Source organism: Lapidilactobacillus luobeiensis, from assembly GCF_024345205.1.
In the GTDB taxonomy this organism is placed as follows: domain Bacteria; phylum Bacillota; class Bacilli; order Lactobacillales; family Lactobacillaceae; genus Lapidilactobacillus; species Lapidilactobacillus luobeiensis.
Window position 1 is genome coordinate 203,457 of the sequence record NZ_BROC01000001.1, and the last position, 16,051, is coordinate 219,507.

At 47.3% G+C, this 16,051-nt stretch carries 12 protein-coding genes; 10 read left to right on the forward strand and 2 right to left on the reverse strand.

Annotated elements, in window-relative coordinates:
* Nucleotides 1-130: 130 nt before the first annotated feature.
* The gene (locus OCU21_RS00845; protein WP_261805612.1) at nucleotides 131-526 is read right to left on the reverse strand and encodes a reverse transcriptase-like protein; all 396 of its coding nucleotides are present in this window, start codon (nucleotides 524-526) and stop codon (nucleotides 131-133) included.
* A 103-nt stretch (nucleotides 527-629) separates the two neighbouring features.
* Here OCU21_RS00845 and OCU21_RS00850 point away from each other — a divergent pair, with 103 nt between their 5' ends.
* The 7 genes from OCU21_RS00850 to carB all read left to right on the forward strand — a co-directional run bounded on the left by OCU21_RS00850 (nucleotide 630) and on the right by carB (nucleotide 9,364).
* The gene (locus OCU21_RS00850; protein ID WP_261805613.1) at nucleotides 630-1,040 is read left to right on the forward strand and encodes an EbsA family protein; all 411 of its coding nucleotides are present in this window, start codon (nucleotides 630-632) and stop codon (nucleotides 1,038-1,040) included.
* A complete protein-coding gene (locus OCU21_RS00855) occupies nucleotides 1,037-2,704 on the forward strand; it encodes a formate--tetrahydrofolate ligase (protein ID WP_261805614.1) in 1,668 nt (555 codons plus the stop codon). Before OCU21_RS00850 ends, OCU21_RS00855 begins: the two co-directional genes overlap by 4 nt.
* A gap of 101 nt (nucleotides 2,705-2,805) precedes the next feature.
* Nucleotides 2,806-3,297 (forward strand): signal peptidase II, encoded by a 492-nt coding sequence (gene lspA, locus OCU21_RS00860; protein ID WP_261805615.1) that lies wholly within the window; start codon nucleotides 2,806-2,808, stop codon nucleotides 3,295-3,297.
* Nucleotides 3,294-4,232, forward strand: a complete 939-nt coding sequence (locus OCU21_RS00865) for an RluA family pseudouridine synthase (RefSeq protein WP_261805616.1) — start codon at nucleotides 3,294-3,296, stop codon at nucleotides 4,230-4,232. The genes lspA and OCU21_RS00865 overlap by 4 nt, the downstream gene beginning before the upstream one ends.
* 246 nt (nucleotides 4,233-4,478) lie before the next feature.
* Nucleotides 4,479-4,991 (forward strand): bifunctional pyr operon transcriptional regulator/uracil phosphoribosyltransferase PyrR, encoded by a 513-nt coding sequence (gene pyrR, locus OCU21_RS00870; protein WP_261805617.1) that lies wholly within the window; start codon nucleotides 4,479-4,481, stop codon nucleotides 4,989-4,991.
* A gap of 102 nt (nucleotides 4,992-5,093) precedes the next feature.
* On the forward strand, nucleotides 5,094-6,176 hold the full coding sequence (locus tag OCU21_RS00875; RefSeq protein ID WP_261805618.1) for a carbamoyl phosphate synthase small subunit: 1,083 nt from the start codon (nucleotides 5,094-5,096) through the stop codon (nucleotides 6,174-6,176).
* Nucleotides 6,176-9,364, forward strand: coding sequence for a carbamoyl-phosphate synthase large subunit (gene carB, locus OCU21_RS00880; protein ID WP_261805619.1), 3,189 nt, complete (start codon nucleotides 6,176-6,178; stop codon nucleotides 9,362-9,364). Before OCU21_RS00875 ends, carB begins: the two co-directional genes overlap by 1 nt.
* 223 nt (nucleotides 9,365-9,587) lie before the next feature.
* Here carB and OCU21_RS00885 read toward each other — a convergent pair whose 3' ends face one another.
* Nucleotides 9,588-11,327 (reverse strand): Rqc2 family fibronectin-binding protein, encoded by a 1,740-nt coding sequence (locus OCU21_RS00885; protein WP_261805620.1) that lies wholly within the window; start codon nucleotides 11,325-11,327, stop codon nucleotides 9,588-9,590.
* Nucleotides 11,328-11,436: 109 nt separating this feature from the next.
* On the opposite strand from OCU21_RS00885, the gene OCU21_RS00890 reads away from it, so the two are divergent.
* The 3 genes from OCU21_RS00890 to OCU21_RS00900 all read left to right on the forward strand — a co-directional run bounded on the left by OCU21_RS00890 (nucleotide 11,437) and on the right by OCU21_RS00900 (nucleotide 14,912).
* Complete coding sequence (locus tag OCU21_RS00890; protein WP_261805621.1) at nucleotides 11,437-11,862, forward strand: MarR family winged helix-turn-helix transcriptional regulator; 426 nt, start codon at nucleotides 11,437-11,439, stop codon at nucleotides 11,860-11,862.
* 175 nt (nucleotides 11,863-12,037) lie between these two features.
* Nucleotides 12,038-12,901, forward strand: coding sequence for a DegV family protein (gene fakB / locus OCU21_RS00895; protein ID WP_261805622.1), 864 nt, complete (start codon nucleotides 12,038-12,040; stop codon nucleotides 12,899-12,901).
* 319 nt (nucleotides 12,902-13,220) lie between these two features.
* Nucleotides 13,221-14,912: an oleate hydratase gene (locus OCU21_RS00900; protein ID WP_261805623.1), complete on the forward strand. Its 1,692-nt coding sequence runs from the start codon at nucleotides 13,221-13,223 to the stop codon at nucleotides 14,910-14,912.
* Nucleotides 14,913-16,051 lie beyond the last annotated feature (1,139 nt).

Below are 16,051 nucleotides of genomic sequence, written 5' to 3' on the forward strand. Positions count from 1 at the left end.
AACGTGGCCGTTTTTTAATGCGATCAGATCCATGGCTAATTTTGCAGCCCCAGTTATTGCAGCCCCCGTTATTAAGGAAAGCTTTAATAAATTTTAAAGACTGGCCGACCGGTTTGTTTTGAAATCACTGTCAACCATAAATGGCCTGACGTGCTAGTTGATGGGCGGTACGATTCTGCCGATCTGTGATCCGCTTGACTAAAAAAAGTTGACATTGATCGCTCAAGGCCAAGATCGCCCTGACTTCTGACTGATAATGTTTCGCGTAACGCTTCGTGAGCGCTTGTTCGACCAGTTGACTATCTGTTTGTAAGACCACAGTTTGCGCTGCCAAAGTAGTCTGGCCTGCTAAATAAGTCAACCCAGCCAAGACTGCTTGAAATTCGCCATGGTGGTTATCTGTGAAGGCGATTTTTTGACCATAGCGAATAGGGCTACGCGCAAGTTGCTGGCCTTGAATGAAAAAGCCGATCCCCGTCAAACAACGCTCATTATCGACGGCCGAATCTGTCGTTAACCAGATCATAAAATCCTCCCATTCGTTTCTCTTGCTCATAAAAATTGCCACGTTTTTGATAGTCCCATTGTACAACAGTCTGTGATAAGATAGACGTTGAGGTGCGCTATTCATGAAAATAACGAAGAAATTCCATTGCCAACCGCTAACTTTGAATCGACTCAATCTCTGGCTCTGGACCACGGCTCTACTTTTATTAGGGCTGGTTTTTCAACTGGAAATGAGTGGTTCAGTCAGCTGGGTCGCGGTTCTATTTTTTATCATTTATCTTGCTTTGACGATCTACCTATTAATGAGTTCTTATTTTCGGATCGACTTGGTCGCGCGCCGCTTGGACCTGCATTTTCCTTTTAGTCGCCAAGCTTTTGAGCTACCACTGAGCGCTTTTACAACGTTTGATTTCAGTAAACGAACGGTCAAGGCCCAAACCGCCAAAGGACAAGTTTACCATTTATTGCTGAGTCATAAAACCGTGCTCCAATTACAACAACTGGTCGCACAAGAAGGGCAGGCCTCATCATGAAAACAGATATTGCCATTGCACAGGAAAATCAACCGGCCACGATTGAAACGATTGCCGCAAAACTTGAATTAGCAGCGGCCGAGATCGAGCCTTATGGTCATGATAAAGCTAAACTACCGGCACCGACCTTGGCTAAACTGCGTCAACGCCCCTTAGGCAAATTAGTTCTGGTCACGTCGATCAATCCCACGCCAGCCGGTGAAGGGAAGTCAACGGTCACGATCGGCTTAGCAGACGCGCTCAATCAGCGTGGACATCGCGCCGTGATCGCGTTACGTGAACCTTCATTAGGTCCGGTGATGGGCATGAAGGGCGGCGCGACCGGTGGCGGCTATGCTCAAGTCGTACCGATGGCGGATATCAATCTGCATTTTACCGGAGATATGCATGCGTTGACTGCGGCCAACAATACACTGGCCGCATTGATCGACAATCATTTACATCAGGGGAATCGACTAGGTCTTGATCCCAAACGGATCCTCTGGCGGCGCGCCTTAGATATCAATGATCGGGCGCTGCGAGAAACGATCATCGGCCTAGGTCGTCCAGCCAATGGGCAAATGCGCAGTGATGGTTTTGATATCACCGTGGCCAGTGAGATGATGGCCATTTTATGTTTAGCACGAGATCTAACTGATCTGAAAGCGCGTTTAGCGCGGATCTTGATTGGCTATACCTATGAACGGCAACCAGTTTATGTCGCTGATCTTGGGGTGGCTGGCGCGTTGACAGTACTATTGAAAGATGCTTTGCAACCTAATCTGGTGCAGACTTTAGAACAGACCCCAGCAATCATTCATGGGGGGCCTTTTGCGAATATCGCTCACGGTTGTAACAGTATTTTGGCAACAGAAGCGGCTTTGCATACTGGCGAATTTGCGATCACGGAAGCTGGCTTCGGTGCCGATCTGGGCGCGGAAAAATTTCTTGATATCGTGACCCCACATTTACCTAAAGCGCCTGATGTGATCGTAGTGGTGGCGACTGTTCGCGCCCTTAAATACAATGGTGGTCAGAAATTGGCCACTCTAGATCAAGAAGACCTTGGCGCCTTGCGTCAAGGTTATGTCAATCTGCAACGTCATTTACACAATATGCGTCAATATCAGCTCCCTGTCGTTGCTAGTATCAACCAATTCGCTCAAGATACCCCAGCGGAGTTGGCTTTACTCCAAGAATTGATTGCTCAAGATCAGGTCTCGAGCGCATTGACTACCGTCTTCGCCAATGGTGGCACTGGCGGCTTGGCATTGGCCGATCTAGTCCTTAATGCGGTCCAGCAACCGGCAGATTATCGCCGGCTCTATGATGATCAAGCCGACTTACCGACAAAATTGACCACGATCGCGCAAAAAATCTATGGTGCTGGACAAGTCGAACTGAGCGCTACTGCGCAACGCCAATTGCGCCAGATCCGTAAATTTGGCTGGGAAAAGTTACCAGTCTGTATCGCCAAAACACAGTATTCTTTCTCAGATGTTCCCAAAGCATTAGGGGCACCCAGTGGCTTCACCTTAACGATCCGCGAGTTGGTTCCTAAACTAGGCGCCGGTTTCATCGTGGCCCTAGCAGGAAATATTTTGACTATGCCCGGACTACCAGCTCATCCTGCTGCTGAACAGATCGATATCGACGGCGCTGGTCAAATCAGCGGTTTATTCTGATCAGCAGGCCTAGTAATGGATCCTGATTTATTTTATTGATCACTTAACAACGTTTAAAAACGTTATTTCGAACAGTAACTTTCATTTAAAGGAGTAGATCCATGCAGATTCTTATTCTTATTCTTGGTGGCTTGGTTCTTGGCGGCGATCAATTGCTCAAGTACTGGATCAGTTCAAATCTTACTTTGGGGCAGACCCGGACTTTTATGCCAGGGTTGCTCTCATTGACTCATATCCGCAATACCGGAGCGGCTTGGAGTAGTTTTGAAGGACAGACTTGGTTCTTTTACATCATTACGATCATTGCGTTGGCTGTGATCCTACCACTTTTGGTGCGTGCTTTTCGGCGCCATGATAGTCTGGTTTATTTCAGTGGGTTGGTCTTAGTTCTAGCAGGAACGCTAGGGAATTTTATTGATCGCGCGCGCCAAGGCTATGTCGTTGACATGTTTCAATTTGAATTCATCAACTTTCCGATTTTTAACATTGCCGATATGGCCTTGACCTTCGGCGTGATCCTAATTTTTATTTATGTCTTGTTTCTGGAAAAAGACGAAGACCCCACTGAGAACGTTCAAGGTCGCAAAAAATGAAAACACAACATTTTAAAATCACCACTGAAAGCGGCCGCCTAGACAGGGTCATGACCCAGCTCGATCCAACGCTGAGTCGAAGTCAGATCCAGAGTGCGATCAAGGCCGAACGTTTATTGGTCAATGGTCAACCAACGCGGGCCAAGTATGCGGTCCACTCCGGCGATGAATTGACCCTGATTTTTGTGGAACCTCTGCCGATAACAGCTAAACCCCAAGCGATGCCGCTGGATATCATTTACGAAGATGACCAAGTTTTGGTCGTCAATAAGCCTCAAGGACTAGTTGTTCATCCCAGCCCCGGACATCCTGATGGCACCTTAGTTAACGGATTATTGGCCCACGGGCAGCTTTCCAGTATCAATGGACAGATCCGACCAGGTATTGTTCATCGCATTGATAAGGATACTTCTGGTCTCTTGATGGTAGCCAAAACCGATATAGCACATCAAAGTTTAGCCGCCCAACTCAAGGCCAAAACAAATTTACGCCGTTACTTGGCCTTGGTCCATGGGGTGATCAGCGCGGACACCGGCACCATTGATGCCCCGATCGCGCGTGACCCTAAGAATCGCCAGCGTCAGGCGGTCGTTGCTGGTGGTCGTCATGCTGTCACTCATTTCAAGGTCCTGGAACGGTTTGACCAATATACCTTGGTGGAGTGCCAATTGGAAACAGGTCGGACACATCAGATCCGGGTCCACTTTCGTTATATTGGCCACCCGTTGGCAGGTGATCCGCTCTATGGTCCCAAAAAGACTTTATCGGGGCACGGTCAATTTCTGCATGCGGCGACTTTGGGATTCAAGCACCCGACAACTGGTCAGTGGTTGACCTTTGAAGCGCCGCTGCCAGCGATTTTTACAGAAACGCTGACCAGGTTGCGACAGGAGCGCGACCGGCATACCAGTGAAACAACAGCAGACCAGCGCTGAGGCTTGGTAACCTTTTTTTGATTTTTATCAATATTTTATCAATATAGAAGACTGGTCGATGAACCCAGGCTCAGGGCAGGCCTGACTTGACTTTTTATAAATCTGTCCCTAAACTTGATTTAATGTGCAACATCTTTAATTAGGGTCGGTGAGACAAGCGGAAGCAGCGTCACGAGTTCACGACGCTAACAACAAATCAAACTCACGGACCGTTGCTGGTACGTGAGTTTTTTTAGGAGGCGGCTTATGGCCAAAGTAGTATTGGATAAAACAGCGATGCAACGCGCGTTGACGCGGATCACCTATGAGATCATTGAACAAAATCGTGGCCTAAATGATCTGGTCATCGTTGGGATCAAGACTAGAGGGATCGTCTTGGCGCAACGGATCGGTGAACGGATCGCCCAATTGGAGGGCAGGGCAATCCCGGTGATCGCGCTGGATGCTAGTGATTATCGTGACGACCGCCCAGCTGACCATCACACGATTCCTGAATTACCTGTGGCGATCACCGGAAAAAATGTGGTTTTGGTTGATGATGTCTTGTATACTGGCCGCACGATCCGAGCAGCGTTAGATGCGTTGATGGCCGTTGGGCGACCACAAAAGATTGCTTTAGCTGTTTTGATCGATCGCGGTCATCGCGAATTACCGATCCGTCCAGATTTTGTCGGCAAGAATATTCCGACAGCTCGGACGGAAAAAATCAAGGTCCAAGTCGCTGAGATCGATCAGATCGATCAGGTCGTTTTGGCTTGAGTCTTTGGCTTGAGTCAATGATGCTTGCAAAGATTGCGTAATGAGAATAAGGTAGTCGCTCCACCAGAAGTGCACTGCCAGACCGGAAATGAAGGCCAAATAATGAAACGATTCTTAATTCTTGAAGATGGGACAGTTTTCCCGGGCCAGGCGATCGGCGCCGCGGTGAATACAACGGGAGAACTGGTTCTTTACACGGGCGCTACTGGTTACCAGGAGGCGATCACTAATAAAAGTTACACCGGCCAGATCATTGGCTTCACCTATCCCCAGCAAGGTGCGGTCGGGATCAATCGTGATGATTATGAAACGATCGAACCAACGATCAAGGGGGTCGTTCTTGGCGAATCCTATCAGCTGACCAGCCACTGGCGCGCGCAGATGACGTTAGATCAGTTTTTGCGCTCAAAACGGATCCCTGGTTTACAGAATGTTGATACGCGTCGGCTTTATCGACACTTGGCCATTCATGGCAATATGAAGGCGAGTTTAATGGACACCCACGATGCTCACGCCCATGATCAGATCAAGGCGTTGGTCGTGGCCAATAATCAAGTTAGCCAAGTTTCGACCAAACAGGCTTATCCTAGCCCGAATATCGGGCGCAATGTTGTTGTCCTTGATCTCGGCTTAAAAAATACTGTGCTCCGAGAATTGTCGAAACGTCAATGTAATGTTACGGTCTTGCCTTTTGACACGGCCAGTGAAACGATCGAAACGATCGCACCAGATGGTATCTTGATCAGTGATGGTCCCGGCGATCCTCAAGCTTTGACGAAAACGATCACCATGTTAAAAGAGATCCAAGGCCACTATCCGATTTTTGCGATCGGCTTAGGTTTTTCCATAATGGCGTTGGTCAATGACGTCAGCGTTGAGACTCGACAATTCGCGCGACATTCGATCAATCTAGTCGTCAAAGAGAAAATCACCCAGAATATTAGTTTTACCGCCCAGAATGGGAATTACGGCCTGACCACGATCCCAGCGGATTCAAATCTCTTGACCACGCATCTTGCCGTCAATCATCAAGAGGTCTTGGGTTTTCGTCATCGTTTCCTGCCTGTTTTTGCAGTGAATTTTGATCCAGAAGCAGCCGCTGGTCCTACAGACGCGCAACATCTCTTTGATGATTTTCTTGATTTGATGAATGCGGATATCGAACGTAAGCAGAGGGTATTCTAATGGGAAAACGTACTGATATTGAAAAAATACTGGTTATTGGCTCGGGACCTTATGTGGTCGGCCAATCAACTGAATTTGATTATTTAGGGACCGAAGCTGTCAATACATTAGCAGACGCCGGCTATCAAGTTGTCCTAGTCAACTCCAATCCGGCGACCAATATGACTGACCGTCATCCCAATGTTAGTATTTACTTAGAACCGATCACCTTGAAATTTTTAACAGAGATCATTCGTAAGGAATTGCCGGACGCTATCTTAGCAACAGTCGGTGGTCAAACTACGGTCAACTTAGTCTTGGCTTTACGCCGATCAGGACTGCTGGATCAATTAGGCGTCAAGATCTTAGGGACCGACTTGAGTCGCGAAACAGCGGCGACCAGTGTGCAAAAATTCCAAACGACGATGCAGGCCCTACAATTGCCGATCTTAGCTAGCTTGATCGTTACCAAAACATCAGAATTGACTGCGGCCAGCAATCAACTGGGCTGGCCGATCATGGTCCGTCCGGTCAATTCCATTGGTGGGACTGGCGGCGGTGTCGCTGAAAGTCAGCATCAGTTACAAGAGATTTTTGAACGGGCTTTGGCCTTATCACCATTGCACCAAGTTGCTTTATGCCAAAGTGTGGTTGGCGCTAAAGAGATCGAATTTGAAGTTCTCCGCGACTCTGCCGATCAAGTCACTGCGATCTTTAACTGCGAACAGCTTAATCCTGTTGGGATCCATTCTGGTGATTCGATCACCTTGGCGCCGATCCAAACCTTGACTGATCGTCAAGTCCAACGCCTGCGTCAAACCGCGATCATGATCGTTCGGGAATTGAAGATCGTGGGGTCTTGTAACATTCAATTTGCGGTGGCGCCAGACAGCGATGCCTACTGGATCATGAAGGCGACGCCACGCTTAGGACGTACCAGTGCTTTTGCTGCCAAAGCATTAGGCTATCCACTGGCTAAGATCGCGACCTTGCTGACATTAGGTTTGCGTCTTGATCAGATCGCCCATCCTTATGAGCAGGGCAGTACGGCGCTGGTCGAGCCTGCTTTTGATTACATTGCTTGTAAATTTCCTGGTTGGCCCTTTGACCGGATCACGGGTGCGGATCGAACGTTAGGCGCAGAGATGAAGGCGACTGGTGAAGTCCTGGTGTTTGAGCGGAACGTTGAGGCCGCCTTATTGAAGGGGGTTCGCTCTTTCAATTTGCGGATCGATCATCTCTGGAAACCGAATATCGCCGCCTTACCTGATGATGAACTGACCGCGCAACTGATCCATCCGACTGATGAGGAGATTTTTTGTTTAGCAGAGGCCTTGCGCCGAGGATATAGTGTCAGCGACCTTAGTCATATCTCTAAAATCGATGCGTTTTTCATTGCTAAGATCCAAAATATCATCGAACTTGAAAACGAATTGCGCTTGCATAAGGGGGATAGCGCCACTTTGGCTCGCGCTAAAGTCTATGGCTTTTCTGATTTAAAGATCAGTCAATTGTGGGAGATCACGGTTCAACAGTTACGTGATTTCCGCAAAGAAGCAGCGATCGAACCAGGTTTTCAGGAACTCAATAGTTTAGCGACGACGCCGTTGATCCATTCGCAACAATATTTCATTACTTATGCCACCGAAAATGAAGTTGTTTGTTCGGATCAGCGAGAAAAAATATTGGTGATCGGCGCTGGTCCAACTAAGATCGAGCAGGGTAGTGAAGTCGATTATGAGACTGTCCGCGGGCTACTGGCGATGCGCCAGCTAGGCTATCAAACTATTTTACTGAACAATAATCCTGATGCGTATTCGACCAGTGTAGGTGTTGCTGACCGTTTATATTATGCACCGATCAACGCAGAATCAGCGCTGAATGTTGCGACCGTGGAACAGCCTAAATATATCATTACCCAATTAGGTGGGAAGTCTGCTAGTAAATTGACCGCGGCTTTACAAGCACGTGGTCTCAAAATTTTAGGTGCTCAGGCTGATGCCTTGGATCAGGTCCATCAGCCTGAGCGTTTTCGGCAGCTGTTGGCCAAATTGACTTTAAAAGGACCGCAGATTCGACAACTACTACAACCGACTGCGATTCCCGAATTAGTTCAGCAAAACGATCTCCGTTTTCCGTTACTGATCCACCCCAATCCCGAGCATTTCTTCTCACCAACAGAAGTGATCCGTAATCTCGAGGATCTACAACGTTATTTGGGTCATTTCCAACGGGATCCAGCTAATTTTCCCTTTACACTTAGAGAATTTCTTAGTGGTGATAAATACGAAGTCGATGGCATCTTTGATGGTGATCAAGTCCTGATCACCGGGATTTTGGCCCATTTAGAACATTCAAGCCTCCATTCCGGCGAAGCGATGACCGTTACGCCAGCTCAAAACCTGAGTCCCGAAATGGCCCAACAGATCCAGACTGTCTTTAAATTGGTTGGGCAGGAACTGAACGCTCGGGGTTTTATGAATATTCGTTTTCTGGTCAAAGAGGCTCAACTATATGTGCTAGCGATCGATCTAAAAGGAAGTCGAAATCTCGCATTCATCAATAAGACAACGACTGAACCGGTGGTTGCGCTGGGCGTACAGGTTTTATTAGGCGCAAGTTTATCGGAATTAGGTTATCCCGGTGATCAGATCTTGCCAAGTCATAATTTCCACGTTAAGATCCCAGTCTATTCTTTTACCAAACTAAATAAGCGGGAAAAATTATCCCAAGTGCAAATGAAAACGACTGGGGAAGCGATCGGTAGCGACCTAACTTTCGAAAAGGCGCTTTATAAGGCACTGGAGGCCGCACGTCAACCTTTACCTGCTTACGGTCGGATCCTGTTTTCGATCGCGTCTCATGACCTGACTCAAGGTCTAGCGATCGCCAATCGTTTCAAACAGCTAGGCTATCAGATCGTTGCGACCGCAAAAACTGCCGCCGCCTTTCAGGCTGCAGGTCTGCCAACTGATTTTGTCCATAATATCGGCAAAAAGCAACCAGATATCGCGACCGAGATCAGTAGTGGGCGAATCCAAATGGTGATCAATACTGCTGAATGGCGCGGTCCCGTCAGTATTTCTGGCGCGCTGCTCCGTGAAGTCGCTGTGATGCACAGTGTACCCTTGATCACGACGATGGACGAGGCGAAGGCGATCCTGACCGTCCTGGAATCCCGCGCGTTCGCGATCCAACCGCTTTCTTGAATCAAGACTGGTCCTACGGGATTGAATCGATCGTCTCTTTAACCACACTATTTCCCTGAGCACCACGCCATTGACCCAGAAAAATTTTAGATCCAAAAAAACGTTCGCTCCACGACTGCCCTTGATCAATGGATCAGAGGGCAGTTGGCGCGAACGTTTTTTATATGTTATAGCTGAAAGCTTGATCGATCAAATAGGTCCGTAGATTTCTTCAACCTAGCGATCAGGACTTGACCGGCGCTATTGGCTTCTGGCGCAAACGCGTGACCAGTTCAAGTTCTGGGGTCACATAAAGCGTATGTTGACCCGTATAGATCACGAAGCCAGGCTTGGCCCCATTGGGTTTTTTGATTGCCTTGACCGGAACATAATCCACCGGAACTTGGCTTGATTGCCGGGCCTTGGAGAAATAAGCAGCCAACATGGCGGCCTCTTTGATCGTCGCTTCGCTAGGTGCGGGATCAGTGATGATCACATGCGAACCGGGAATATTTTTAGTATGGAGCCAAAGATCAGTCTTCTTAGCCGTTTTTAGGGTCAGTTGATCATTTTGTAGGTTGTTCTTCCCAACTAAGATCTCAGTTCCATCACTGGCATAGAAACGCTCCGCTGGATTGACTTTGACCCGTTGCTTTTTCCGTTTTTGATTAGGTCGGAGTACGCCTTGTTGCTCCAATTCATATTGAATATCAGCAAGATCCTTAGGGTCACCAACGCCGACTTGTGCTTCCACACCTAGCAAATAATCCAATTCAGTTTGTGTCTCTTCTAGCTGTTGCTTGACCACCACCAAAGCTGTCTTGGCCTTTTGATAACGAGTAAAATATTTCTGCGCATTCTTGGAAGGCGAAAGTTCTGGCGCTAGTTTGATCACTAAGGGTTGCCCTTCTTCGTAATAATTAGGTAGGGTCACGGATTTCGCATGCTCCGGCACTTGATTCAGATAGGTCGTTAGAATTTCACCCTTGATCCGATCGATATCAGCATTTTCAGCATGATCCAGCGTTTGTTGTAGCTTTTTGACTTTTTTCCGATTCCGTTTGATCACCGTGCTCAGGCGTTGCAACATATTACTAGCCAATTGGTGTTTGCGATCTGTTTCAGCCTTTTGCCCATAAAATTGATCCAGCATCACACTCAGATCCGCAAAATCACTTTGCTGTTCGGTCATAACTTGATAGGGCACAGCGCTGAATTGCAATTGACCATTGAATCGGCCGATCGTCGCTTGCTGTTGAGAAAAGTGTTGCCAAAAGTCAAGTGTTGTCGTTTGTAAACTGGCAACATCTAAACAGCGCTTGGTCTGTAAAGCCAATTCAGCGGCGCTGTCTTTGCCCAGCCCTTGAAAAGTCCGTTGCCAAACTTGTTCTGGCTTTGTTTTGAGGTCACGTAATGCTAATAAAAGTCGTTCCCAATCAGCTGAGGTCAGGGCCGACTTTCCAAAAGGATCAAAGCCATTCTGCAACTCTGGTTGAACATACTGCGCGCCAGGCATCAGTAGACGAAAGCGGTTCTGGTCGGGCGACACATGTTTGATCAAATCAATGATCCGACCAGTCGCACTGTCGACCAACAAAATATTGCTATGCCGACCCATGATCTCAGCGATCAAAAGCAGGTCCTCTTGGTCACCAAGTTCGTTACGCGAACGAAGTCGTAGCCGCAAGATCCGATCATTGGCTACCTGTTCCACACCAACGACGGTGGCATTCTCCAAATATTTTCGTAAAGTCATCACAAAATTGGGTGGTGTTTTGGGATTGGCATAAGGGATCCGAGTGATCTGGGCCCGTGCTAAAGTCGGATTGACTGAAAGCAGTAGGGGGAAATTCTGACGCTGATTGCGAACGACCACGATCACATCCTGGGGGTAAGGCTGTTGTAATTTGACAACACGACCACCAACAAGCTCATCTGTCAATTCGGCTGTCATAGCGTGTAGAAAAATACCATCAAATGACATAAAATCATTCCTTTCATTGGTAATTCAAGGTTAAAAATATTTGTTGTACGATACATTGTTTTTGTTGTATAATACAAATATCATTTATTTGGAGGTGACTTGAGCGCTTATGGAAGACTTGACCACAGTTTTAGTGGACTTAGCCCAGCAAATTCGATTGATCGAACAACAGCTCAGCGAACAGCTGGATCTACCTATTTCGCAGATCCGCTTATTGCTGAATCTCGCCGAGCAACCCACCAGTATGACTCAACTGAAACAATCGCTCGTTCTAGATAACTCTACCTTGAGCCGGCAACTGGCGACCTTAACAGATAAAAAGCTCATTCAAGTTGAACCGCAGCCAGACAAACGCCAACGTCAATATATTTTGACCGCGACTGGCAGTCACTTGCAACACACGATCGAGACCCAGCTACACGATCTCGAACAATTCTTGATCGGAAATTGGGGCCCAGATGAGATCCGCTTGCTGACTACCTTATTGAATCGTTTATTACGGAGCACTGATAAATTACAATTAAAAGTGCGATAAGCATTAAGTGGCCAGCTCAGGAACAGACTGTTCTATTTTACCATAATCTGGATCATTGGTGGGTTTTACTCACGAGATCAGCTTGCAATCATCGGCTAAAGCTGCTGAAATCGAGTTGATCTCACTGCACAAGACTAATACTTGTCAATGAGCAAGTAAATTTAGGAGGGGTCTTTTGAAAATTGCGATCGTGACGGATAGTTCAGCTTATTTGACTGCTGCTGAATGCCAACGCTATTCAATCACTGTGGTGCCGATCCCCTTTATCATGGACGATCAAGTTTATCGCGAAGGTATTGATCTGGAGACAACGGCCTTTTATGAGAAATTACGAGTGGCCGCGACGTTACCAAGCACTTCCCAGCCACCATTAGGCGATATGTTACGAACTTATGAAAATATCGCTAATGCAGGCTATGATGTGGTTTTATCGATTCATTTGGCGAGCACGATCTCCGGTTTCTACCACACTTTACAATCAGTAACACCGAAAGTAACGGGGCTGAAGGTCGTTCCCTATGATTCAGGGATCACGGTTCGATTATTAGGTTATTTGGTGATCGCCGCCGCTCGTTTGGCCGAACAAGGTGCCGATCTAGCAACGATCATCAGTGAACTAGATCGCTTGCGCGGCCAGATCAATGAAGTCTTTATCGTCAATGATCTCAAAAATCTTGCTCGTGGCGGTCGTTTATCCAATATGTCTGCAGCTTTAGGTAGCATGCTGAAGATCAAACCGCTTTTGACGTTTGATCAACAGACGAATAAGATCGTGCTTTTTGAAAAAGTCCGTTCACTTAAACGTGCCTATCAGCATGCTGAAAAAATCTTTGCTGATGATTTAGCGCACAGTCCGATCCCACTGAGACTCTTGATCATCCATGCCAATGACCCTGATGCGGCCTTAGCTTGGCAGAAAAAACTCCAAGGCCAGTTCCCCGATGTGGTGACGGAGGTCACTTACTTCGGACCAGTGATCGGGACGCATCTCGGAGAAAAAGCGATCGCACTTGGCTGGATGCCGGATATTTTTGTTTAACTAGTCGACTGATTGCTTCATTACGATGTTTTTTACTGCGTCTGTCCATCCGCTTTTTGAGTAGGGTGCTGCTATTTTTTGATTTTACCGGCAAAACATGATGGTCTAACTTACTGAGTAACATTGAAATCGGCAAAGCCGGCCTAAGGCGTTGGGACAAGTCGGCTAGCCGAGTTTTCAATACTTTTTTATCCTTGCTTTTACTTAGACACTTTAGCGAATGTGTCAAAAAATGCGACACTTTTCGAAGTTTGTCTAATGGTTTTTTGGCGCAAACGTTTTATAATGGGCCTGTAAAAGTAAACAAGGAGTGATAGTTATGACCCGTAAAGCTTATATGATCGGTACAGGTATTGGTAACTTAGCAGCAGGTCTTTATTTGATTCGTGATGGTCACTGGCAAGGAAAACAAATCACCATGTATGGTTTGGAAACCCACGGTGCCAACGATGGCGCTAAAGTCAGCGATTACGAACACGAATATAGTAATCAAGCATTAGGTAACAACAAGGGTTATTTGGCGAAAGGTGGCCGGATGCTCAACGAAGAAACTTACGAGAACCTTTGGGATCTGTTAGGTTCCGTTCCTTCCGAAGATCATCCTGGCTGGAGCGTCACTGACGACATCCTTAACTTCGACCATGATCATCCAACCCATGATGTCGGCCGATTGATGGATAAAACTGAAGGATTGCGGATCAACGGCGGTAAGAACGATTATCGCCACATGCAATTCAATAACCGCGACCGCGAACTTTTGACCAAATTGATGATGTTGCCTGAATCCAAGGAACCAGAATTGAACAACATCAGTATTGAGGAATGGTTCTCTAAGAGCCCGCATATGTTCACGACGAATTTCTGGTACATGTGGGAAACCACCTTCGCGTTCAAGCGGCAAAGCGCGGCGATGGAGCTGCGGCGTTACATGAACCGGATGATCCTTGAATTCAGCCGGATCAACACGTTGGAAGGGGTCACGCGTTCTCCATACAACCAATATGAAAGTATTATTTTGCCAATGCGCCACTTCCTAGAAAAGCAAGGCGTGACGTTCGTTAACAATTGCAAGATCACAGAATTATTGTTCGCCGACACGCCACTACGCGATGATATCATCGTTGAAGGTTTACGCTACGAACGTGTCGATCAACCTAAGGACGCCAAAGACGCTCGCGGGATCATCAAAGTTGATCCTGACGATTTCGTCTTTGACACCAATGGCTCGATCACTGACAGTAGCTCGATCGGTGACATGGATACCCCGGCGAAAGAAAATATGGAATACGCCGCTTCCGCGCAATTATGGAAACAGGCCGCTAACCATTTCTATCAATTAGGTCAACCTGATAAATTCTTCGGTGATCGGGAACAATCTGAATGGACCAGTTTCACAGTCACGACCAACAATCATTACCTGTTGAATGAAATCTGCCGGATCACCCAGCAACAACCAGGGAACGCGCTGAATACTTTCATTGACAGCAATGAGTTATTGTCGATCGTTGTCCACCATCAACCTCACTTCCATGCCCAAAAAGAAAACGAAACCGTCTTCTGGGGTTACAGTTTGTACCCACGCCAAGTCGGCGATTATGTAGACAAACCATTCATGGAAATGACCGGTCGGGAAATGTTGGAAGAGTTCATTGGCCAACTGGCCGCGATCGATCCAAGCCGCGACAACATCCGCAACCATATGGATGAGATCATGGCTAGCATCGTCAACGTGATCCCCGCACACATGCCATATGCCAGCGCCTTATTCAATCAGCGCGCTGTTGGCGACCGGCCAGCAGTCGTGCCAAAGGGATCCAAGAACTTGGCTTTCATCAGTCAATTCGTGGAAATGCCATTTGACATGGTCTTCACCGAACAATATTCCTTCCGGGCTGCTCAAGTCGCGGTTTACCACTTCTTAGGCATTCCTGACAGTCAATTAACGAAACTCCATCACTATGAAAAGAACGCCAAGGTAATGGCGCGCGCGACGCGGACGATGTTCCGTTAAAACTCACGCGCTTCGTACGCATATCCAACGCAACTTGCCTAACATCCTTCCTGCGCTAGTCTAATTGCGTGTTGTTATGCGCGGCTCTGACAGTTCACTGATCCAGATCATTTAACCTGTTGAGGTTGATGATCTGGATTTTTTTTGTTGCCTGATTGCAGGTTTTGGTGGGTGTTGCGCGTGAGCGCAACCGGCTGGGACTGCTGATGCGGACTGGAACGTGGTGGGCGTCGTTTTCTACCAATTCCAAAAGCGTTATCGCTGATCGGAATTTCTCATCCAATTGCGGGTGTGCTGGGTTTGGTGGTGACGCAACCGCCTCAGGACGTTTGTCGTGGCTGGAACGCGGTGGGCATCGTTTGAAGCCAATTCCAAAAACGGGAATTGGCTTCAAATCGAGCCTTATTCTAAGCGATAAATCGCTAAGAATAATCGGTTCTTTCTATACTTTGGCGAAGACACAATCAACACTGATTTAGCGGCTTTCAAGACGACGACTGAATACTCCAACTAAATTAATTAGCGCGATAGGAGATAAATCGCCGCATCAACCATCCTAATTATCTAATGTTGAGTGTTGCAATTTTCCAAATTTCGAACGTAAGGACCTAAATTATCGAGAAATTTTAAGGCTATTCGCCAAACCTTAGAAAGAACCGAATAATCTCACCGCTGAGCCACACGTCCTGAGGCGGTTGCTAGGCAGAATTGAGCCTATCTGCAATATGGGCGAAGAATTTGACGAAGCGATTGGGCAAGATTGAGGTCAAAACAATTGCCCACTTTTGGAGCGGTACGGCAACACCAACGGATTTGGATTGGGGGACCGGGATACTTTGCGTAAGCTGAATGTCTCTACTTGTTCCTCAACAATTCTTGGTGAAATCGACCGTTTCAGCCGATTCATCAAGAACTTGCCTCAGTTCATCGGGCAGACTTCACTGATGTCGCCAATTTAAAGCTTGTAACCACTAACCACGGTCGTCATTTGCGTGGCTCCCCATCAATTGACCATAGCCTGCCAGCTGGCGTGAGGGCTCAAACGGCTGTTAAAACGTTGAGCGGCTGGAGCGGAGAAATTCGGGGTGAGCTCGCCGTGTCGTTATTCTTAGCGGCTTTGCCGCTTAGAATAAGGCTCA